The organism is Niallia sp. FSL W8-0954 (genome assembly GCF_038005605.1).
Taxonomy (GTDB): domain Bacteria; phylum Bacillota; class Bacilli; order Bacillales; family Cytobacillaceae; genus Niallia; species Niallia circulans_A.
Genome location: NZ_JBBOTN010000001.1, coordinates 3,632,820 through 3,654,274, shown reverse-complemented (window position 1 = coordinate 3,654,274; position 21,455 = coordinate 3,632,820). Strand labels below are relative to the sequence as shown.

At 35.0% G+C, this 21,455-nt stretch carries 18 protein-coding genes; 14 read left to right on the top strand and 4 right to left on the bottom strand.

Going from position 1 to position 21,455, the window contains the following annotated elements:
* The first annotated feature begins 3 nt into the window (after nt 1-3).
* From dat to NX902_RS17970, 5 genes are all read left to right on the top strand, one after another.
* A complete protein-coding gene (gene dat / locus NX902_RS17990) occupies nt 4-864 on the top strand; it encodes a D-amino-acid transaminase (protein ID WP_095332467.1) in 861 nt (286 codons plus the stop codon).
* A gap of 339 nt (nt 865-1,203) precedes the next feature.
* Nucleotides 1,204-1,779: an RNA 2',3'-cyclic phosphodiesterase gene (gene thpR / locus NX902_RS17985; protein WP_095332465.1), complete on the top strand. Its 576-nt coding sequence runs from the start codon at nt 1,204-1,206 to the stop codon at nt 1,777-1,779.
* Nucleotides 1,780-1,807: 28 nt separating this feature from the next.
* On the top strand, nt 1,808-2,782 hold the full coding sequence (locus tag NX902_RS17980) for a nuclease-related domain-containing protein (protein WP_095332463.1): 975 nt from the start codon (nt 1,808-1,810) through the stop codon (nt 2,780-2,782).
* A gap of 58 nt (nt 2,783-2,840) precedes the next feature.
* Nucleotides 2,841-4,988 (top strand): type I pullulanase, encoded by a 2,148-nt coding sequence (gene pulA / locus NX902_RS17975; RefSeq protein ID WP_095332461.1) that lies wholly within the window; start codon nt 2,841-2,843, stop codon nt 4,986-4,988.
* 455 nt (nt 4,989-5,443) lie between these two features.
* On the top strand, nt 5,444-6,217 hold the full coding sequence (locus tag NX902_RS17970; protein ID WP_123258092.1) for a phosphotransferase family protein: 774 nt from the start codon (nt 5,444-5,446) through the stop codon (nt 6,215-6,217).
* Nucleotides 6,218-6,232: 15 nt separating this feature from the next.
* Here NX902_RS17970 and NX902_RS17965 read toward each other — a convergent pair whose 3' ends face one another.
* Nucleotides 6,233-6,511: a YtzH-like family protein gene (locus NX902_RS17965; RefSeq protein ID WP_047944503.1), complete on the bottom strand. Its 279-nt coding sequence runs from the start codon at nt 6,509-6,511 to the stop codon at nt 6,233-6,235.
* Between the two features lie 228 nt (nt 6,512-6,739).
* On the opposite strand from NX902_RS17965, the gene trmB reads away from it, so the two are divergent.
* Nucleotides 6,740-7,378, top strand: coding sequence for a tRNA (guanosine(46)-N7)-methyltransferase TrmB (gene trmB / locus NX902_RS17960; RefSeq protein WP_047944502.1), 639 nt, complete (start codon nt 6,740-6,742; stop codon nt 7,376-7,378).
* Between the two features lie 140 nt (nt 7,379-7,518).
* Here the strand turns inward: trmB and NX902_RS17955 are convergent, their stop codons facing one another.
* Nucleotides 7,519-7,833 (bottom strand): PepSY domain-containing protein, encoded by a 315-nt coding sequence (locus tag NX902_RS17955; protein ID WP_095332457.1) that lies wholly within the window; start codon nt 7,831-7,833, stop codon nt 7,519-7,521.
* A 258-nt stretch (nt 7,834-8,091) separates the two neighbouring features.
* Between NX902_RS17955 and NX902_RS17950 the strand changes: the two genes are divergently transcribed.
* The gene (locus tag NX902_RS17950; RefSeq protein ID WP_095332455.1) at nt 8,092-9,165 is read left to right on the top strand and encodes a M42 family metallopeptidase; all 1,074 of its coding nucleotides are present in this window, start codon (nt 8,092-8,094) and stop codon (nt 9,163-9,165) included.
* A 260-nt stretch (nt 9,166-9,425) separates the two neighbouring features.
* Here the strand turns inward: NX902_RS17950 and NX902_RS17945 are convergent.
* A protein-coding gene (locus NX902_RS17945) for an IS3 family transposase (protein ID WP_341160533.1) occupies nt 9,426-10,999 on the bottom strand; the annotation gives its coding sequence in 2 pieces (ribosomal slippage) (nt 9,426-10,357 and nt 10,357-10,999; 1,575 coding nt in all).
* A gap of 90 nt (nt 11,000-11,089) precedes the next feature.
* On the opposite strand from NX902_RS17945, the gene NX902_RS17940 reads away from it, so the two are divergent.
* The 6 genes from NX902_RS17940 to murC all read left to right on the top strand — a co-directional run bounded on the left by NX902_RS17940 (nt 11,090) and on the right by murC (nt 19,603).
* Nucleotides 11,090-12,435 (top strand): IS3 family transposase gene (locus NX902_RS17940; RefSeq protein WP_095334233.1). Its coding sequence is split into 2 segments (ribosomal slippage): nt 11,090-11,534 and nt 11,534-12,435, totalling 1,347 coding nucleotides; the frame shifts between segments, so codons are not numbered across the junction.
* Between the two features lie 437 nt (nt 12,436-12,872).
* Entirely contained in the window at nt 12,873-13,385 is a 513-nt protein-coding gene (locus tag NX902_RS17935; protein ID WP_095332447.1) for a DUF84 family protein, read from the top strand.
* Nucleotides 13,386-13,531: 146 nt separating this feature from the next.
* On the top strand, nt 13,532-13,846 hold the full coding sequence (locus NX902_RS17930; RefSeq protein WP_095332445.1) for a thioredoxin family protein: 315 nt from the start codon (nt 13,532-13,534) through the stop codon (nt 13,844-13,846).
* A 324-nt stretch (nt 13,847-14,170) separates the two neighbouring features.
* Nucleotides 14,171-14,971 carry a DUF1444 domain-containing protein gene (locus NX902_RS17925; protein WP_095332453.1) on the top strand — a complete coding sequence of 267 codons (801 nt, stop codon included), beginning with the start codon at nt 14,171-14,173 and terminating at the stop codon, nt 14,969-14,971.
* A 402-nt stretch (nt 14,972-15,373) separates the two neighbouring features.
* Entirely contained in the window at nt 15,374-18,046 is a 2,673-nt protein-coding gene (locus tag NX902_RS17920) for a DNA translocase FtsK (RefSeq protein ID WP_163188301.1), read from the top strand.
* A gap of 258 nt (nt 18,047-18,304) precedes the next feature.
* Nucleotides 18,305-19,603 (top strand): UDP-N-acetylmuramate--L-alanine ligase, encoded by a 1,299-nt coding sequence (gene murC, locus NX902_RS17915; protein ID WP_095332441.1) that lies wholly within the window; start codon nt 18,305-18,307, stop codon nt 19,601-19,603.
* A gap of 49 nt (nt 19,604-19,652) precedes the next feature.
* On the opposite strand, the gene NX902_RS17910 is transcribed toward murC, so the two are convergent.
* Nucleotides 19,653-20,768 (bottom strand): aminopeptidase, encoded by a 1,116-nt coding sequence (locus NX902_RS17910; RefSeq protein ID WP_095332439.1) that lies wholly within the window; start codon nt 20,766-20,768, stop codon nt 19,653-19,655.
* Between the two features lie 240 nt (nt 20,769-21,008).
* Here NX902_RS17910 and NX902_RS17905 point away from each other — a divergent pair, with 240 nt between their 5' ends.
* Nucleotides 21,009-21,452 (top strand): DUF948 domain-containing protein, encoded by a 444-nt coding sequence (locus tag NX902_RS17905; RefSeq protein ID WP_095332437.1) that lies wholly within the window; start codon nt 21,009-21,011, stop codon nt 21,450-21,452.
* The last annotated feature ends 3 nt before the right edge of the window (nt 21,453-21,455 follow it).

Below are 21,455 nucleotides of genomic sequence, written 5' to 3'. Positions count from 1 at the left end.
AAAATGAGAATGGTGTTAATGAATGGGGAGTTTATACCAAGAGAACAAGCGAAAGTAGATATTGAAGATAGAGGTTATCAGTTTGGCGATGGGATATATGAAGTAATCCGTGTGTACAATGGTAAAATGTTCATGGCGAAGGAACATCTAGAACGATTATCTGCAAGCAGCGAGAAAATAGGCATAGCTATTTCTTATTCCATCTCAGAATTAACTAATCTTTTAGAAGAGTTAATTGCAAAAAACTCATTAAGCACCGGTATCCTTTATATGCAATTCACAAGAGGCGTGAGCCCGCGAAATCATAGCTACCCAACAGAAGCAGTTACTCCAACCTTTGTAGCTTATACTAAAACATTAAATAGACCACTTGATAATCTGGAAAATGGTGTCAGTACCATTACCGTAGAAGATATTAGATGGTCACGATGTGATATAAAAAGTTTAAATTTGCTTGGAAACGTAATGGCGAAACAAAAAGCTGCAGAAGCAGATTGTTATGAAAGCATCCAGTATAGAGAGTTATCTGTAACAGAAGGTAGCTCTTCAAATATTTGGATTGTTAATGGCGAAAAGATTCAAACACACGAAGCAAATCAATTTATATTAAATGGAATTACTAGACAAAAAATTATTCAAATATGTGGCGAAAATGGGATTGAGGTTGAAGAAAAGGCATTTTCTATCGAAGATTTAATCGATGCTGACGAAGTTTTTTTATCCAGTACAACTTCCGAAGTAACACCAATCGTTTCTGTGAATAATGTCCCCGTCAAGGAAGGGGAAGTTGGAGAAATGACAAAAAAACTCCAAAATTTATTTGTTGATGCAATCATTAGTGAGTGTGGACAAATAAGCAATTAGTTTTTGCTTATAAAAATAAAAAAGAGTTGTTTCAGACTGGCTAATAGCTATGTTTCTGAGACAACTCATTTTTTTAAGAAAGTAATTCAATGGAAAGTAAGGTATAGTAAGCATATATATTTCTAAAATATCGTACACAGATACGGTTAAAATTAATCCGATAGGTTATATAATAGAATAAAGTTACTAGGAGCTATAACAAAACAAAGACAGGCTGTTCTCCGTAAAGTATGTTTCTTATAAAGGAAATACAAGGCCGTGCGTTAAGAGAGGCCAGAATTTAATGAATTTTATGAGGAAATAACAATCTGGAGAAAAAAGCTAAAAGGAAGATTAGATATGAAGACAACTATTCCTCATTACTTTATTGGTATTAAGCCAGATGTACAAGTTATAAATGAAATAGAAAAGATACAAAAAGAGTTACAACTAAAATTTCCTTTTAAGAAATGGGTGCATCCTTTAGATTATCATATTACACTTGCCTTTTTAGGAAATGCCTCCGATGAACAAAAGAAAAAGTTACATGTTCTTTTAAATCAATCATCTCCTTTAAGTACTAATTTTCAAATACATATAGATCATTTGGGTGTTTTCGGTCAGCGACAAAATCCGCGGATTTTCTGGGCAGGGATGAAAGAAGAGCAGAAACTGGTTGAGTTAAGAAATCAGGTCTTTGCTGTAAGCAGCAAGGCTGGTTTTCAGTTAGAAACACGGCCATTTCATCCACATTTGACTTTAGCGAGAAAATGGAAGGAAGACACCATCTTTTCAGAGCGGGAGTTAAACGAGTTTTCAATGCCTAAAAATTTTATTTCTAATGTTGATAGCATTCATCTGTTTCAAACGCATATGGATAAAATACCCAAATATGAGATAATAAATAGTTACAGCTTTCATAATTACAAGCAATAGAAACATTGTAATATAGGGGGGGAAAAGCTTGGCGCAGTTAATCAAATTGCAAGATTATGTTTCGCGATATGAGCAGAACATCGTCTTGTATCCATCACGTTTTGTTCGTTTAAAAAAACAACAGTGGACAGGATTAAAGAGAGCTTTTGATACTAAAGACAGAAGTCTCTTTTACATAGAGAATCCAATAGAAGACAACTGGTTAATGGAAAAACCGACTTTGCTGGAAAGAGTAAAGAAAACCATCTTAAATCGAAATAAGTTGGAAGATGCAGAAACGGCAAAAATAAATGAAAGCGAAAAAAAGGAAGAAGATGAAGAAGAACTAGACTTCGATTACGATGCCAAAAAATATAAACATCCACAATCAATCGATGAGTTAAAACAGCAGTTTCTAAATCAATTATTTGAATTTCAGCTCAAATGGGCCAGTTCTACGCTCACAGAAATGTCAAAAGTAAAAAAAACACTTTATTATGATGATTTATTAAAATATTTCTTGCAAAGATTCCCAGATACCTTTTTGGTTCTCTATCAACCGCTATTTCAATTGAAGAATGCTCCTGTTGAATTGGACACCATTATAGTTACACCAACAGATGTTTGGTGTATACATGTTCTTGAAGCAGAGAACTCAGCCGTATTTGTTGGTTCGAATGATAAATTTTGGCTTAAAAAAAAGGGGGATAAGGAGAAAAAGATTCTTAGTCCTGTCATATCTATAAACAGAACAGAGAAAATTGTAAAGGGTATTCTAGAAAAGTATGACATTACTTTACCTGTACAAAAAGTAATCCTTACCCGAAATGGCTATGTTGATTTTCCAGCACCACCATATGATTTGAAAATTATCGAAAAAAGAAACTATGAAGAATGGTTTCATAAAATGAGAAATAACCATTCACCAATTAAAGCAATTCAATTAAAAGCAGCAGAAAGTCTTTTACATTATGGTTTGACGAATGCAAAAAGAAGGTATGAATGGGATACAGAGGAATCATAAGCAATAATGGGGAAGTTGAGAATAGATAGATGTTCATGAGAAAAGGGAGTTGAGGGATTTGTTATCGATAAGAAGGAGTTTCTTTGCCTATTTAGATGAAATGTCATTAATAACTGTTCTACTTCCCTATTCGTATTTCCAAGGGGAATCAACATCATTTATATTAAGAGGGACTAATCAAGCTACTAATCTTGTGATTGAATCCAAAGAAAAAATGCAGCATTTCGTCAAGTACAAATGCCGTACGCATAATAAGATACAGATCGGGCAAAAATATGAAGTCGAAGATGGAAATAAAGGTGTGACAGATTTACAGATAGGTGCGGTTATCAGAACACCTTTATTTGATGAGGAGTTTTATTATGATGGACCACTAGGTGTTCATTATGCTTCCGATCAGTGCACTTTCTATCTGTGGGCTCCCACTGCCCAACAAGTGAAATTAGTGCTGCAATCTCCAGATCCATCTAGTAAGGAAAGACGGATTGTAGAGATGGAAAGACAAGAAAAAGGTGTTTGGAAAACAACCTATTTAGCAGATTTGGAAGGTTATTATTACAGCTATCTAGTCCTTATTAACTTGGAATGGAAAGAAGCGATTGATCCATATGCTGTCGCTGTTTCTGTAAATGGGGAAACAGGAGTAATCGTTGACTTAAATAAAACCAAAAGGCAGAAACCAGCCTTGCCGCCGTTAGAACAGGATGTAGATAGTATCATCTACGAAGCGCATATACGCGATTTAACGATACATCCTGACAGTGGAATTCAGCAAAAGGGCAAATATGTTGGAGTGGCAGAATTGAATACGCAAACGCCCCAAAACAATCTGTCAGGGCTAACCTATATTAAAGACTTAGGCGTCACCCATATAGAGTTCCTCCCAGTACATGACTTTGAAGAAATTGATGAGCTAGAGGTGCTGAAAAAATACAATTGGGGCTATAACCCTTCCCATTATAATGTTCCAGAGGGCAGTTACTCAACAAACCCAATGGATCCTTATGTAAGAATTAATGAATTGAAAGAAATGATTCATGCTGTACAGGAACAAGGCATTCGTGTCATTTTGGATGTTGTATATAATCATGTCTATAAAAAGGAAGATTCCTCTTTTGAAAAAATCGTTCCAGGTTATTACTTCCGCTATGATAAGCATGGTATGCCAGCAAATGGAACTGGAGTAGGGAATGACATTGCTTCTGAACGATCGATGGTAAGGAGATTTATTGTCGATTCCGTTCGTTTTTGGATAGAGGAATATCAAATAGATGGATTACGTTTTGATTTGATGGGAATACTTGATTGCCAAACAATGAATGAAGTCCGGACAATTTGTGATAATGTTGATAAGAGCATCTTAATTATTGGAGAAGGCTGGGATCTTGCAACCCCCATCAATCATGACAAGAAAGCCATTATTGCTAATCAACAATCATTGCCTAGAATTGGCCAGTTTAATGATCAATTTAGAGATAAAATAAAGGGGAGCACCTTTGATAAATATGATCGAGGGTACGCGCTTGGAAATAAGCAATATAAAGGAGAAATTGCTGAATTATTAGCTGGTAGCGTTGGAATCTATAAAGAAGGTGGCATGTTTTTTGAACCAGGGCAATCTGTAAACTATGTAGAATCACATGATAATCATACCTTATGGGATAAAATCGATATTTGCTTTCCAGATGCATCAGATGAAGAAAAGAGTAAAAAACACCGACTGGCAACTTCTCTTGTTCTTCTAAGTCAAGGAATCCCTTTCTTGCATTCGGGACAGGAATTTTTTCGCACAAAATTTGGTGTGGAAAATAGTTATCAATCGCCTGATGAGATTAATCAGTTAGATTGGAATAGAAAAGACCAATTCTTAAGAAATGTTGACTATATAAAAGGATTAATTTCCCTAAGAAAAAATAATCGTGCTTTCCGGTTACGATCTGTGGAGGAAATCCAAAAACATGTAACTATAAATCAGCAAGCAAATGAAGTTATCCAGTATTGTTTAAATGATTTGCAGCAATTTGGAGAATGGAAAACTATCATCGTATTGATAAATGGTAATGATTCTGCAGAGAAAGGCTTTTGTCCGGAAAATGAATGGAAGATACTTGTGGAAGACGGAATTGTATATGAAGAGGACTATCCAACAATACATGGAGACAGCCTAATAGTTAACCCAAGTAGTGTAACGATACTTGCCAAATAGCATGCTATTTGGCAAGTGAGAATACTATTGCCTGAATAGTGGGAATTTAACGAGAGATGTTCTTAATAGGAGAATCCGATATTTTTTAAGAGAAATATTTATTTTAACTGGAGATTCACTTGACTAAAAAATGAAATAAGAGATAATATTTAAATGAGAAACTTTCAATTAAAAATAAGTATTTAAGTAAAATTTAATATAAAATGATTGGAAATATTGGATACATAGTATAATTGTATGGATACTATGTCCTTTTTCTTTTTTATCTCATTAAATTTTAGGCACATATGTGCTAGTTAAAGATTGATAGCTGTACGATGAGTATAATTTACTATAATTGATGAATAGCTAATAACCATTTTTGTTTGTTCTTCCTACAAATTTAGGACAAAAAAGACTCAAACAGGAATTTCTCATCTTTTTTTTGGAGCATAATATATAGTAGGTGAACAATTTTGGAACATTTATTAGGGCAAGATTGGGAAATAACTCCTGCAGGTGGAGAAACAGGCGAAGCCTTTTTTGCACAAAATAATGGACAGAAGCTTTTTTTAAAACGAAATTCTTCTCCATTTTTAGCTGTGCTGTCAGCAGAAGGAATTGTCCCAAAACTTGTTTGGACAAAAAGATTTGAAAACGGAGATGTTTTTACTGCCCAGCAATGGCTGATTGGTAGAGAATTTAGTCATTCGGATATGACGGATGAAAGAGTAACCATGTTACTCAAAAAAATTCATACCTCTAAGCCTTTATTAGAGATGCTCAAAAGACTGGGTAAAACATCTTTTCATCCTGAAATGATTTTGTCAGTCATAAAAGCAGAAATAGACGATGAATTAAAAGATAACGAAGATATCATTCGATATATCCAATTTTTAGAGGATAATCTTCCGTTTATCAAAACAACAGAGCATGTCGTTTGTCATTGTGATGTAAATCATAACAACTGGCTGCTTTCTGAAGACAACCAGTTGTATTTAATTGACTGGGATGGTGCAATGATTGCAGATCCAGCCATTGATTTAGGTATGTTACTTTATTGGTACATTCCAAAGGAAGATTGGAAAAATTGGTTACATACTTATGGGTATGAACTTACCGATCATTTATCCTTAAGAATGAAATGGTATGTTATTGCTCAAACGATTAATTCCATACGTTGGTATAAGAAAAAAGGCCGATTTAGCGAAATGCAAAAATGGATGCAATTTTTACATGACATTGATTAATCGTCCATTTATCTTTTAAGATAAATTGTTAATTCCATCTACCCATTGCGACAATTGGTCTTGGTGTGAATGAATATGATTGTCTAAATTGGAGGCATTGACTCCTTGCTTGCTGTAAAGGTGTACTTCCTCTAAAATCGGAAGGATATTTTGATCAATTTGATCATTGGTTCTTAAAGAAGTAATCAATCTTTCGATCTGTTCGCATTCTGCTACAGATCCACAGCAATCTGTTTGTTGATTACTGAGAATATCGGCTAATAATGCTAGTTGATGCTCATGGTTTATAGGCATACATAGAACACCCTTTCTATAGGTTCTAGTATGAAAAGAGTAAAATCATTCTTTTCAAATACCAGTTAAGGAATTCACTTATAGGTTGTGAATTCTTTTTTTCTTTATACAAATGTTCCTAATGTAAATTTATCCTTCAAAAAAATCAATTGCCAAGAAAAGAGTATTGCATCGATGTATAATGCATGATATTGTTTGAAACGATAGTTATTAATAAGGAGTGTCCACATGCGATTAAGACATAAACCATGGGCGAAAGATAAATTAAGTGCATATCCGCAATATGTTATCCAAACCCCGGAAGATTGGAAAGGGAAATGGGATCAGGCATTTAGTCAAAAAGGGCCGATCCATATTGAGATTGGTACTGGAAAAGGTAGATTTATCACAGAAATGGCAAAAGCAAATCCTTCTATTAATTATATTGGCGTAGAACTTCAGGAAAGTGTCATTGTTTCTGCGTTAGATCGATTAATTGAAGCAGAAGTACCAAACTTGAAGTTAATGAATATAAATGCAGAAAAGCTTAAGGATTATTTTGAAAAAGGAGAAATTGCACGAGTTTATTTAAATTTTTCCGATCCTTGGCCAAAAACAAGACACGAAAAACGAAGACTTACGTATAAAACGTTCTTGGATTCATATCAATCAGTTCTCATTGATAAAGGGGAAGTGCATTTTAAAACAGATAACCAAGGGTTATTTGAATACTCTCTTAAGAGTTTTTCTGAATATGGTATGCTTTTAAAATATGTAAGCCTTGATTTGCATAATAGCGATTATGAGGGCAATATCATGACTGAATATGAAGAGAAATTTTCCAATCGAGGAAATAGAATTTATCGTTGTGAAGTGCAATTTAAATAAGAGTAAAAGAGGTTGGAGACGTAACCTTTCCAGCCAAGATATACCCAACCAATGATACGAAGATTTCAAAAATATTTCGTATCATTGGTTGGGTTTTTTTATTCTTTTAAAATTGCTTTGTCCCAGCTGCTAAAATACAGTTAGGTTAATTGATTAACATCAAGAATCCTGCCTGTCTCACTATCTGAAATGAATTCATATACTTCTTGTGTGTCACCGTTCATGCGAGTGATACCACCTCTATAAACGGTAAGGGAAGATGCTTGCGTATGAAGTATTTCCTTCTCCATATTTATCCAAGATCCGTTAATCGGTCCCTTTTCTTTAAAAGCAGTTTTAGCTAAAGATAAGACCTGGTCACCCGAAAGACTACTATTTTTAACAATGACTTCTTTCACGATATAGCTTGCGGCTAGTCCTGCCACAACACCGCCTATGATATGTTTCCAATTCATAATAGAACTCCTTATGTTTTGTGTCGTATTTTTTTGTATTAGGCTAAATACTTCGAGCTACAAAAAAGTAGATATTGTTATTATAACTAATTTATATGATAGAAGAAATGATTAGCCGATTTCTGCCTGAGTACTGGTTCTAAGTTTTAAAGTGGATAATTTCTAATTGGTTAGAGGAAAGTAGTGGTATGCAGTTAGATATTTCGGTACAATAAATATATTATCAAAATACATAGTAATTAAAGGGGTTTAACTAGAATGGAACAACAGACATTAGATATGTTTCGAACATTAACGGAACTTCCGGGAGTAGCTGGAAATGAACACCAAGTTCGAAAATTTATGAAAGAACAATTAAGTCTTTATACAAATGAAATCGTGCAAGATAACCTTGGCAGTATTTTTGGGGTGAAAAGAGGAACGGAAAATGGACCAACTGTTATGGTTGCCGGACATATGGATGAAGTTGGTTTTATGGTTACTGCAATCACGGATAACGGAATGATTCGTTTTCAGCCTATCGGTGGCTGGTGGAGTCAGGTCCTTTTAGCACAAAGAGTACAGATTATAACTAATAAAGGACCTGTTACTGGGGTAATCGGTTCGATTCCTCCACATCTATTGGACGAAGCATTAAGAAGTAAACCAATGGATATAAAAAATATGCTGATCGATATCGGAGCGGATGATAAGGAAGATGCATTGAAAATTGGGATTAAGCCTGGTCAAATGATTGTGCCAATTTGTCCATTTACGCCAATGGCTAATGAAAAGAAAATTATGGCAAAGGCCTGGGATAATCGTTATGGTTGTGGTTTAGCGATTGAATTGTTAAAGAATCTTCAAGGAGAGGAGATTCCGAATATCTTGTATTCTGGGGCTACTGTGCAAGAGGAAGTAGGTCTTAGAGGAGCTAGAACTGCAGCTAATATGATTAAGCCAGATGTATTTTATGCTTTAGACGCAAGTCCTGCAAATGATGCCTCTGGTGATAAAAATCAATTTGGTCAGCTTGGAAAAGGAGCATTGTTACGCATTTATGATGCCACGATGGTTATGCATAAAGGGATGAGAGAATTTATTTTAGATACAGCGGAATCTAATAATATTGCCTACCAGTACTTTATTTCACCAGGCGGAACGGATGCGGGACAGGTTCATATTTCAAACAATGGTGTACCTAGCGCTGTTATTGGCATATGCTCACGTTATATTCATACAAGTGCTTCTATTATCCACATCGATGATTATGCGGCAGCAAAAGAACTGGTAACTAAATTAGTAAAAACAACGGATCATACAACCATCGAAACACTGCGTGCAAATCAATAATAACCAAAACTATTTTTAAAATAATGCATATAAAAAATTTAATCAAAGAGGGTGGGACAAAGCAAAATAAATAATGGATAAAGACGAACAATCTCTAATTTAGTGGTGAACCCAATTCGTTCCATTGCGTTACAGACACTCCCTTTCCGCGGGGAGCAACCTAAGCCTCCTCGGCAAGCTGAACTGCACCCCAATTGTTAGACACTATCTACAATTGAAGTGCTACCTGTCAAGTAGACAGTGGAAATAATAAAAATACCTTAAACGGCTTGATTCCTGAATTCTAAGGGACTCATGCCGTTTAATCTTTCTTGATAACGCTCTAAATTATAGAATGCAATATAGGAATGAATCGCTTCTTCAAGTGTCGCATATGTATCATATTTGTTCAGGTAGTATTTCTCAGATTTAAGCGTACCCCAAAAAGCCTCGATTGGTCCGTTATCAATACAACGTCCCACTCTGGACATACTATGCACCATTTCAGCATTATCTATTATTTGTTTAAAGAACTTTGAAGTATATTGATAGCCACGGTCACTATGTATTAGTGGATGCTCATCTTCTTTTAAACTTTGTATGGCCGGTACTATAGTTTGAAAGACAAGTTTGTTATTATTTGAATGTCCCAATATATAACTAATAATTGATTTGTCATATAGGTCAATAATGGCACTTAAATATGCCTTTTTACCATTACCATATTTTAATTCTGTAACATCAGTACACCATTTCTGATTTTGCTTTTCGGCATTAAAATCACGACTAAGTATATTCTCTGCAACATAATTAGAAGTAGATTTACGATATTTTTTTCGTTTTTGACGAATAACCGATTTCAATCGACACAATTTCATTAAACGATAAATACGTTTTTTATTAACCTTCGGCAAATTATTATTTTCACGATGACGATTGATAGTAAGTGTGATACGACGATACCCATAAATGCCAGTTACTTGCTTATAAAGTAACTTGATTGATTCTAGGAGTTGTTCATTCTCAACTTCTCTTTTGGATGGTTGACGTTTTAGCCATTTATAATAAGCAGCACGTGTAACACCAGCTATTTTACATAATAAAACGATAGATAGTGATCCATTCGTAGCTAATTCCTTGATTACGACATATCGGTTAGTATTACGAGTTTTGGTTAACGATGCCTCCTTTCTATTTCCTCTAACTTTTTTAAGAATAAATTTTCTGCACGTAATCGTTCATTTTCACGTTCTATCCGTTGGATTTCTAAACGTAGTTTAGCTTCATTACTTAATTCTTCTTCTGCTTTTGTATGGCCACGACGGTCTTGTAATCCTTGCACACCTTTTTCTTCATATTTCTTTACCCATTGATATACTTGTTGGTAAGAAACTTCATATTGTTCAGCTACAATTCTGTAGCTTTTCCCCTGAGCAATACAAGTTTGTACAATTTCAATACGCTCTTTTATCGTAGTCTTTCTTCCCTTAGTCATAGTTTGGCTCATTCCTTTACCCGAATCTTTTAATTCACTATGACTAGTATACTTTTTAATCCAATTTCTTAAAACGGTTGTACCTGAAAGTTTATATCGTCTAACGGTCTCTCTTAATGAGTATTTACCCGATATATAGTCTTGAACAGCTCCCAATTTTACTTCTTTAGAATAATTATTGTGGTTTGTTTGTCTTTCAAGACCGTCTTCTCCAAAAAATAGATAATTATTTTGCCAATCTTTGATTGTTCTAGTATTTACTTTATATAATTCTGAAACTTCGTTAAGAGTAAAATGGCTATTATTATAAAAATTTAAAATCTCTAATTTTTCTTCTTTAGAGTGACTATATTTTTTCATAAAAAAATCTCCCCAATAACTAAACAGATTTATTTTTTTAACCTGTCTACTTATTGGGGAGCATATCAAATAATTGGAGGTGCAGTTTTTTTGTCCAAATTTACTGCGGAAATGAAGCTACAAGCCGTAACTCGCTATTTAAGCGGAAAAGAAAGTTACAGAGAAATTGGAAAATCAATTGGAATAGATCACAAATCGATTGTTAAATGGGTAAGACAATACAACTACAATGGTGCAGAGGCATTGATGAAACGTTGTACAAGTTATACACAAATGTTTAAACTAGAAGTACTACAATATATGACTGAAAATGGTACTTCTCTATGTGAAACGGCAGCTATTTTTAATATCCCAGCGCATTCCACTCTAGCTGTTTGGAAAAGAAAGTTTGAAACACAAGGGATAGAGGCCCTTCAGTCACAGGAACAGGGGCGTCTATCCATGAAAAAAGATTCAAATAAACAAAGTTCTACTGATCGTTCTTTTGAAGCACTAGAAGATCGAATAAAACAACTGGAAATGGAAAATGAGTATTTAAAAAAGTTGAATGCCTTAGTTCAAAACAAGGAAAAATCACCAAACAAGACAAAGCACAAGTAGTCTATGAGTTAAGGCATAAGTATTCGGTGAAGTCACTCGTAAAACTCGCTGGCATTCCACGCAGCACCTATTATGATTTAGTAAAACGAATGAATCGACCTGATCCAGACACCGATATAAAAAGAGAAATCCAAGCCATTTATGAAGAACATCAAGGTCGTTACGGATACCGACGTATTCGGGATGAGCTAGTGAATCGTGGAAAAAAAGTAAATCATAAAAAGGTTCAACGAATCATGAAAGAGCTGGGTTTAAAATGTCTAGTGAGGATGAAAAAATATAAATCTTATAAAGGCACAGTCGGTAAAATTGCGCCAAATCATTTAGACCGTCAATTTAGTGCGGACGCACCAAATGAAAAATGGGTAACAGATATTACAGAATTCAAGTTATTTGGGGAAAAGCTGTATCTATCGCCTGTATTAGATTTATTTAATGGGGAAATTATTACGTATACCATCGGTTCTCGACCAACGTATTCATTAGTTTCGGACATGTTAGAAAAAGCATTAGAATCCTTACCAAAAAGGCATCAATTACTCATGCATTCCGACCAAGGTTGGCATTATCAAATGAAACAATATCGCAACTTGCTTCAAGCAAAAGGGATTAAACAGAGTATGTCACGTAAAGGGAACTGTTACGATAACTCTGTAATGGAAAACTTCTTTGGGATACTGAAGTCAGAACTCCTTTATTTTAAGGAATTTGAAAGTGTGAACCACTTTAAACTAGAATTAGAAAAATATATAGAATACTATAATAGAAAACGGTTAAAGGGAAAATTCAAAATGAGTCCGGTACAATACCGAACTCATTTTCAACAAGTTGCCTAATGAAATAACTGCGTCTAACTTTTAGGGGTCACTGCAAGCCTGTGGGGTCTTAGGCTTTGCTCTATTTCCCGCAGGAGTTGAGTGTCTTCCACTCCATTTCACTCCGTTTTTAAAGAGTATTTCGTTCCAACGTTTTTTTCAAAAGAAACTAAATGGAGCAGACTGAATACACGGAGACTCCTATGGGAGCTGCGAGAAAGTCCAAGACCCCGCAGGAACGAGGAGGCTTGGCGCTCGCCCCATGGAAAGCGAAGTGTATTCAGGCTGCGGGTGATTACCACATACCTTTTTTCTTAAAATAATAAAAAAACACAAACAATTATACGAATTTTTTTTAGTGTGTACGTATAATTGTTCGGGGTTAGATTTGGTTGAAATGCTTATGTCCCACTCTCTTTTTATAAACTATTTTGTCATGATATTAGGAGTGAAGCAAAGTGAAAGTTTGTATTGGCACCAATAATAAAGCAAAAGTAAAAGCAGTAAAAAACTGTTTAGAAAAAGATACGGCTATAGAGTTTGCTACATTTAATGTGAGCTCTGGGGTAAGCGAACAGCCATTTTCAGATGAGGAAACGATCAAAGGGGCCGTTAACCGAGCGAAGGCTGCATTGCAGGAAGGGGCCGGCGAGATAGGGATTGGCTTGGAAGGAGGCGTCCACCGAACAAATGACACTCTCTTTTTAACTAATTGGGGAGCGCTTGTTTGGAAGGATGGAACCACCTATATAGCTAGTGGAGCAAGAATTCCGCTACCAAAGGAAATTGAAACAAAACTAGTTGCAGGAAGAGAACTAGGTCCGGTTATGGATGAATATGTCCAAAAAGAAAATGTTCGCTCAACAGAAGGTGCTATAGGAATCTTCACAAACGGCAGGATTAATAGGACAGCAATGTTTGAACATGTTGTTGAATTGCTTCTAGGTCAAATGGAATATCAAAGAAAATAAGAGCTAGAGGGACTTTAGAAATTAGCTCAATTTAAGTAGAATATGCTTGATAAAAATGAAGCAATAGGAAAGCATATTAGTAGTGAGGAAGCTATAATTCTGATACTATTTATGAAAGGGTACATATTATGAAGGGGGCATTTACATTGAAACATTTACAATCAGCAGAAGAATTTGCAGAGCTTAAAAATAGTCCAGAGAAACATATATTTCTTTTTTCAGCAGAATGGTGTGGAGACTGTCGTTTTATCGAACCATTTATGCCAGAAGTTGAAGCGAAATATGATCAATATACATTTATACATATCGATCGCGATAAATTTATTGATACTTGTATAGAGCTAGATGTATTTGGTATTCCAAGCTTTATCGCTTTTGAAGGCGGGAAAGAACTTGGTAGATTTGTAAGCAAAGATCGAAAAACACAGGAAGAAATTGAAAAATTTATTGAATCTTTATAAAGAAAATAATAAGTGAGAGAATGATTTAGCTTATTCTCAACACGGAACAAGACCGTGGAGGCTTATTAAGTCTACAAAGCATCAGTAGCGAGTTTGTTCTTTATTTGCTGTAATAGTAAAAAAGTGTTTGTCTTATAAAAGGTTGTCTCCTATATAAAATGTAGCTTGGAAAAGGACGGAGTTCACTGCTATATTTTAAGCGGAGATAACCTTTTTCCATTGATTACAAGAAAAAACTGCCTATTAAAAAGATGATTATCGAATCATTTAGAGTATAATAAATAGGAAGAAATTGAAGAGGACGGAAGTGAAACAAGCATGAAAATGACAAGTAAAAAAATGAAGGATATGCTTATCCAACGAATAAGTAATGAGGATCGAACTTTTTCATTTGATAGTAAAAAAGATCAAGTACGTATAGAGAGTAAAGCAACAGGAAAGGGAGTTACCGTTTCCTTGCCTGAAATAATTGCAAAATGGGAAACAAAAAAAGAAAAAGCAGTCGACGAGATTGTTTATTATATTGAACAGGGCTTAGGAGCAATCGAAAAAGATGGAGAAATAGAAGGAAAAGAGAAAAAAATATTTCCTGTGATTCGTTCCACTTCTTTTCCTCAACAATCAAATGAGGAAATTCCCTTTATAACAGATGAGCATACGGCAGAAACTAGAATTTATTATGCTTTGGATATGGGGAATACCTATCGCCTCATTGATGAGAAATTGATGGAAAAAGAAAATTGGTCTGCCACTTCGATTAAGGAAATGGCTCTTTTTAATGTTAGGTCTTTATCCACAAATGTAAAAGCAGATAGTGTTGCTGGTAATGTTTTTTATTTTTTAAACAGCAATGATGGCTATGATGCAAGTCGAATATTAAATGATGCCTTTTTAAAGGATATGTATGAGCAGCGTGAAGGCACAATGACGGTAGCTGTTCCCCATCAAGATGTACTAATTATTGGTGATATTCGAAATGAAACAGGATACGATATCTTAGCTCAAATGACGATGAGTTTCTTTGCAAGCGGAAGAGTTCCCATTACAGCACTATCTTTCCTATATGAGGATGGCGAATTAGAACCTATATTTATTTTAGGCAAAAATAAAAAAAGAGAAAGATAATAGGGACAATGTAATCAAATCGATTTATAATTTACTTTTGAATGACATCTAATTGAAATATTTTTATACTAAAATAACAATTATATGGATGGAAAAGCTAGAATGTTTCTATAAGTTCCCTGTTTTAACCTAATTAAAAAGAGAGACTTAATGAAAGAGGCAATTAGGATATACAAACTTTCAAAAGGTGTCTCTTTTTTAATTGCTATGATAAATGTATCTAGTCTAGTTATAGAACCAGAGTTGTTGGAGTGTTGGCAATAAAAAAGAACAAAGAGGAAAATTTATCTTTGTTTAACTTTCTGCTAAAGAGGGAAAGGGAGAGTTGTTAAAAATAGTGCTCCCAATTCTGAACATAACTGTTAAAATAGTAATGAGATTGGAAAGAAAGAGTGATTACGTGTGAATTGGTTCAAAAAAGTATTTAAACAGTTTGCTAGTGAAGAAGAGGAGCTGAACCAAGTTGAAGAATCGGTTGAAGTAGAACAGCAACCGAAAATGGAGTCTACGGCATGGAAGAAAGAAATAGATTCAAAGATTATTTATCAATATCCGAAAGGGAACTTTCGCTTTCCGCTAATTCCAGATGAAGAGAAAGATGATAAGAAAGAGACGGATAGAAGGAAGAGAAGAGAACCTAGGCAAGCCTTCCATGAAAATAGGCGTGAAAACGATCAACCATATAAACCTCCATATGTAGAACAGACGAAAAGTGACCAGAAGGAAGACAAAGTATCCAATACATATAGTACTAATCGTCCTTTCAAAGCTACAGAAGTTGTTTCTCCGATATATGGATATAATCGTCCAGAAAGGAAAGAGACAAGGACAACGGAATCGCGACCAATAATAGAAAAAAAAGTTGGAATTTCGAAAGAAGCGAACAGTAACCAGAAAGAACAAAAGGAAATAAGAGTAAATGAAGAACTACTAACATTTGCTGGAATGAATGATGAGCTAGCTGAATCACAAGAAGCGAAGAGGAATTTAGAGGCGGCAGAACTGCAAGAAGCAGAAAGAGTTGTAGAGTCACCTGAACTTCAAGAAGCGGAAAGTAACATAGAGTCGCTAGAACCGCAAGAATCTGGACAACAACATGCTAATGAGGAGACAGTTGAACTGCATAAGGCTGAGACAGCTGTTGCGCAAGAAACGGTAACAGTGGACAGTATAATGGAGCAAGATTCATCTCTTTCTATAAAAGCTGAGGAATATTTTCATGAAGAAATAAGTTCTAAAGCTGATAGTGCACTAGAGGTAGAGAATATTGCTTCTCTAAGCATTTTTGCCAGCGAAGCAGAAATGGAAGTAAATGAGCAGGAAGAAAGTTTAATAGACGTTCAAGAACTTAATGATGATCAATTATTGTTAAAGTTTGAAGAAGTGGAAGTAGTAGAAGAAGCTTATCAGGAAAATGATGAAGCAATAGTAGAAGAAAAGAAGGAAGAAGTTTCCCAGGGGAAAATAGAGGAGAAGAAGACATCTTCCCGTAAAGGTCCTTTACCATTTAATGTGTTGATGCTAAATAAAGACAGAAAACGATTGGCAAATCAAAAAGTCGAGAAAAAAATATATGAGGAGCCAGAGTCACAGTCGAAGGCAGAAGTTGTAGTTCCGTCTATGATAGAAAAAGAAGATGAGGAACAAAATGACTTACCTTATTACGTTTTTCCCGAAGAAAATTTATTGAATCCACCTATTTTGCAAATAGAAAAGGATGGATGGATTGAAGAGCAGACTATGCTGTTAAATGATACATTTACCAATTTTAATGTTCATGCAAAGGTGGTAAATGTTACACAAGGACCTTCTGTAACACGCTATGAGGTACAACCAGAACCAGGAGTAAAGGTTAGCAAAATTACCAATCTTTCTGATGACTTAAAATTAAGTTTGGCTGCAAAGGATATCAGAATTGAGGCGCCGATTCCTGGAAAGCATACAGTAGGAATTGAAGTTCCAAACCAAAAAAGTCGCCCTGTACTTATAAGAGAGATATTGGAGAGTGAAGAATTTAAAAGTTCAACATCTCCTTTGACGGTAGCAATGGGTTTGGATATTTCAGGAAAACCAATCGTTACAGATTTACGCAAAATGCCACATGGATTAATAGCTGGAGCAACCGGATCTGGAAAAAGTGTATGTATTAATACAATGCTTGTGAGCTTACTATACAAAGCAAAGCCAGAGGAATTAAAGCTATTATTAGTAGATCCTAAAATGGTTGAATTAGCGCCATATAATTATGTTCCCCATTTAGCAAGTCCTGTTATTACAGATGTAAAGACGGCAACTGCTGCACTAAAATGGGCTGTCGAAGAGATGGAAAGAAGGTATGAGCTATTAGCACATGCTGGTGTTAGAGATATTACAAAATATAATCAATTAGCGGAAGAACATAAAAGATATAGTGAGAAATTACCATATTTAGTGATCGTAATTGATGAGTTAGCCGATTTAATGATGATGGCACCTGCGGATGTAGAAGAAGCGATTAGTAGAATAGCTCAAAAAGCAAGAGCGTGTGGGATTCACCTATTAATTGCTACACAAAGACCATCAGTTGATGTTATTACGGGATTGATTAAGGCAAATGTTCCAACACGAATTGCGTTTTCTGTTTCCTCTCAAATTGATTCACGTACCGTCATTGATATTAGTGGTGCCGAGAAGCTTTTGGGTAAAGGGGATATGCTATTTTTAGAAAATGGAACATCAAAGCCCGTTCGATTGCAAGGTACATTTGTATCAGATGAAGAAATTGATCAGGTAGTGGCACATGTTAGGAAAGAAAGAAAACCAGAATATTTATTTGAACAAGAAGAGCTGTTAAAAAAAGTTCAAATGTCTGAAGAAGAAGATGAGTTATTTTATGAAGCTTGTGAATTTATTATTGAACAAGGTGGAGCGTCTACATCTAGTCTGCAAAGGAATTTCAAGATAGGATATAACCGAGCAGCGAGATTAATTGATATGATGGAAAAGCAGGGGTTTATATCAGAAGCGAGAGGCACAAAGCCTAGAGACGTATTAATAACAGAAAGTGAATTGCTGTTATTACAGGAAAATGAATAAGTAGGAAAAAGGATTACTTCGTAAACTGCTGCCATACATTGGAATTATACTGTTCCATAGTTTTTCATCATGAAAGATGGTATAATGTATAAATGTGAAATAAAAAAAGGAAAAAAAAGTTAGTATATTATCGAAACATGATTAATTAGTTGAATGAGAAAAATAAAGTGAACAAAGTTGCATACATAAATGCAATGAGCAAATTGAATGAGGATATCATATACTGTTAAAAGATATGCGTAGTTGGAGGTTCTTTATATGACTATTTACCACTTCGTAGGTATAAAAGGGTCGGGTATGAGTGCATTAGCACAAATTTTACATGATATGGGTTTTGAGGTACAAGGCTCTGATGTGGATAAAAGATTTTTCACTCAGATTGCTTTAGAACAAGCTGGAATAAAAATTCTTCCTTTTCAACGTGAAAATATTCAACCAGGAATGAATGTTATTGTAGGAAATGCATTTCCAGATACACATGAGGAAGTTGAAGAAGCAGTAAAACTGGGTCTTCCAGTGATTCGATACCATCGTTTCCTAGGAGATTTTATGAAGCAATTTACAAGTATAGCTGTAACTGGAGCACATGGAAAGACATCAACAACTGGTTTGCTTTCCCATGTAATGAAGGGGGCAAAGCCGACAGCGTATTTAATTGGTGATGGTACAGGGAAAGGGGTAACTGGAGCAGAATATTTTGCTTTTGAAGCATGTGAATATCGAAGACATTTCTTATCCTATTTCCCTGATTATGCATTGATGACCAATATTGATTTTGATCATCCAGATTATTTTGCCAATGTGGATGATGTTTTTTCTGCCTTTCAAGAGATGGCATGGCAAGTAAAAAAAGGAATTTTTGCTTGTGGGGATGACGAACATTTACAAAAAATTCAAGCAAAAGTACCAGTTGTATTTTATGGATTTGGAGATGAAAATGATTTCCAAGCGAGAAATGTGGAGAAAACAACTGAAGGTACAACTTTTGAAGTTTATGTACGTAATACGTATTACAATACCTTCTCCATTCCGACATTTGGGGACCATAATATCTTAAATGCTTTAGCTGTTATTACGCTTAGTCATTATGAGGAACTAGATGCGGAAATCGTTAAAGAGCGCTTAATGACATTTGAAGGTGTAAAACGAAGATTTACAGAAAAGACAATTGGTACACAGGTTATTATCGATGATTATGCTCACCATCCTACGGAAATAAAAGCAACGGTGGAAGCCGCTCGCCAAAAGTATCCAGATAGAGAAATTGTTGCTGTATTCCAGCCACATACATTCTCTCGTACTCAAGCATTTCTTCAAGAATTTGCTGATAGTTTAAATTTAGCAGATTCTACTTATCTATGTGATATATTTGGTTCCGCCCGTGAGAATCATGGAAAGCTAAGTATTACAGATTTAGCTGATAAGGTACCTGGAAGCAAAATTATTTCAGAAGAGACAGTTTCTTCTCTGAAAGAACATGATAATAGTGTAATCTTGTTTATGGGCGCAGGAGATATTCAAAAATATCAAAGTGCTTATGAAAAAACATTAGGCTAATAATAAAAGGGGATCAGAATTTAAAAATTCTGATCCCCTTTTTCATAGGTTACTTTAAATTTTCTGGATTTAATACTTCTAATTCTGGAATAACAAACTTACCATCTTTTCTTATAAGTACATCATCAAAGTAGATTTCCCCACCACCATAATCAGGACGTTGAATATTTACCATATCCCAGTGGATATTGGAATCATTGCCGTTATAAGCATCATCATAGGCTTGGCCAGGTGTAAAGTGGAAGCTTCCATCGATTTTTTCATCGAATAAGATATCTTGCATTGGATGAAGAATATATGGATTTACTCCAATAGCGAATTCGCCAATATAACGAGCGCCTTCATCTGTATCCAAAATTTTATTTAATCTTTCGGAGTCATTAGATGTTGCTTCGATAATTTTTCCATTTTCAAACTTCAGGCTGACATTTTCAAAAGTGAATCCTTGATAAGGGGAAGGTGTATTATAGGTTAGTACACCATTGATAGAATCACGTACAGGTGCCGTATAAACCTCGCCGTCAGGAATATTCATTTGACCAGAGCATTTGATGGACGGAATATCTTTAATAGAGAAAGTTAAGTCAGTGCCAGGACCAGTTAAGCGAACTTTGTCGGTACGATTCATTAATTCTACAAGATTATCCATTGCTTTATCCATTTTTCCATAATCTAGGTTGCACACGTTGAAATAAAAATCTTCAAATGCATCGGTGCTCATTCTCGCAAGCTGTGCCATGGATGGGCTTGGATAACGAAGAACTACCCATTTTGTGTTTGGTACACGAATTTCTCTATGTACCTTTTTGCCAATGGTTGCACCTTCAATCTTCATTTGTTCTGCAGGAACGTCTGCAAGCTCATTAATATTATCACCAGCTCGAAGCCCGATGTATGCATCCATATTACTCATGACATTTGCTTCGAATTGGGCCATCATTTCATATTGTTCTGTTTGAGCGCCTAAAAGCAAGGAGCGATTAATATCATTATCTTTCAGTGAAACAAAAGGATAACCACCAGCTGCATATGCTTCACGCACAAGCGCTTTTACAAGTTCCTTTTGAAGTCCAAAGTTTTCAATAAGAACTTTTTCGCCTTTTTGTAAGCGAATGGAATAATTAATTAAGTTTTTTGCTAGTTGATCAATTCGTGGATCCTTCATATGTACCTCCAAAATATTAAAAAAATGTGATAACTATCTTATTGTACCCGAAAATATTTTTTCCTTAAATAAAAAAACTCAAAATAGAAAAAATAAGGAAGAAAGATTATTTGCTTCGATTGTATAGTTACTCTTGCTAAAGAATCATTTGTTTCTGAAAGTTTTTCCAATTATAATAAAACTAAGGTTTTAGCAAACGCGAATCTGGGAAAAGACCAATAAAGTGGAGGTGCGATAAATATGATAAATCTTTTATACTTAAGTGTAGCTTTAATAGCTATTGCGTTTACGGTTCTTGTCATTTATGTTGCGAGAACATTGAAGTCCTTACATACTACACTGGATAGTGTTTCTAAAACACTTGTCGGGTTAGAAAGGCAACTGGATGGCGTCACAAGAGAAACAACTATTTTATTGCAAAAAACGAATGATTTAGCTGCAGATATTCAACAGAAATCTGAAAGTTTAAATTCTGTGGTTGACGCAGTAAAAGATGTTGGTACGAGTGTACAAGGGTTTAATCAATCGGTACAAACGATTACCAATAATGTAGAAAACACCCTTGTAAAAAATCAAGATAAAATAGCTCAAATTGTTCAATACAGCAAGGTGTTTATGAATATTAGAGATCAATGGAGAGCTAAGAAGGCTGAACAAAACCGAACACGAGTAAGAAGTAATTAAAAG

Excerpts from the sequence above, each read along its gene's own strand:
- dat (WP_095332467.1), top strand. The coding sequence starts at position 4 with ATGAGAATGGTGTTAATGAATGGGGAGTTTATACCAAGAGAACAAGCG.
- thpR (WP_095332465.1), top strand. The coding sequence starts at position 1,204 with ATGAAGACAACTATTCCTCATTACTTTATTGGTATTAAGCCAGATGTA.
- NX902_RS17965 (WP_047944503.1), bottom strand. The coding sequence starts at position 6,511 with ATGCCTATAAACCATGAGCATCAACTAGCATTATTAGCCGATATTCTC.
- trmB (WP_047944502.1), top strand. The coding sequence starts at position 6,740 with ATGCGATTAAGACATAAACCATGGGCGAAAGATAAATTAAGTGCATAT.
- NX902_RS17955 (WP_095332457.1), bottom strand. The coding sequence starts at position 7,833 with ATGAATTGGAAACATATCATAGGCGGTGTTGTGGCAGGACTAGCCGCA.
- NX902_RS17950 (WP_095332455.1), top strand. The coding sequence starts at position 8,092 with ATGGAACAACAGACATTAGATATGTTTCGAACATTAACGGAACTTCCG.
- NX902_RS17925 (WP_095332453.1), top strand. The coding sequence starts at position 14,171 with ATGACAAGTAAAAAAATGAAGGATATGCTTATCCAACGAATAAGTAAT.
- murC (WP_095332441.1), top strand. The coding sequence starts at position 18,305 with ATGACTATTTACCACTTCGTAGGTATAAAAGGGTCGGGTATGAGTGCA.
- NX902_RS17910 (WP_095332439.1), bottom strand. The coding sequence starts at position 20,768 with ATGAAGGATCCACGAATTGATCAACTAGCAAAAAACTTAATTAATTAT.
- NX902_RS17905 (WP_095332437.1), top strand. The coding sequence starts at position 21,009 with ATGATAAATCTTTTATACTTAAGTGTAGCTTTAATAGCTATTGCGTTT.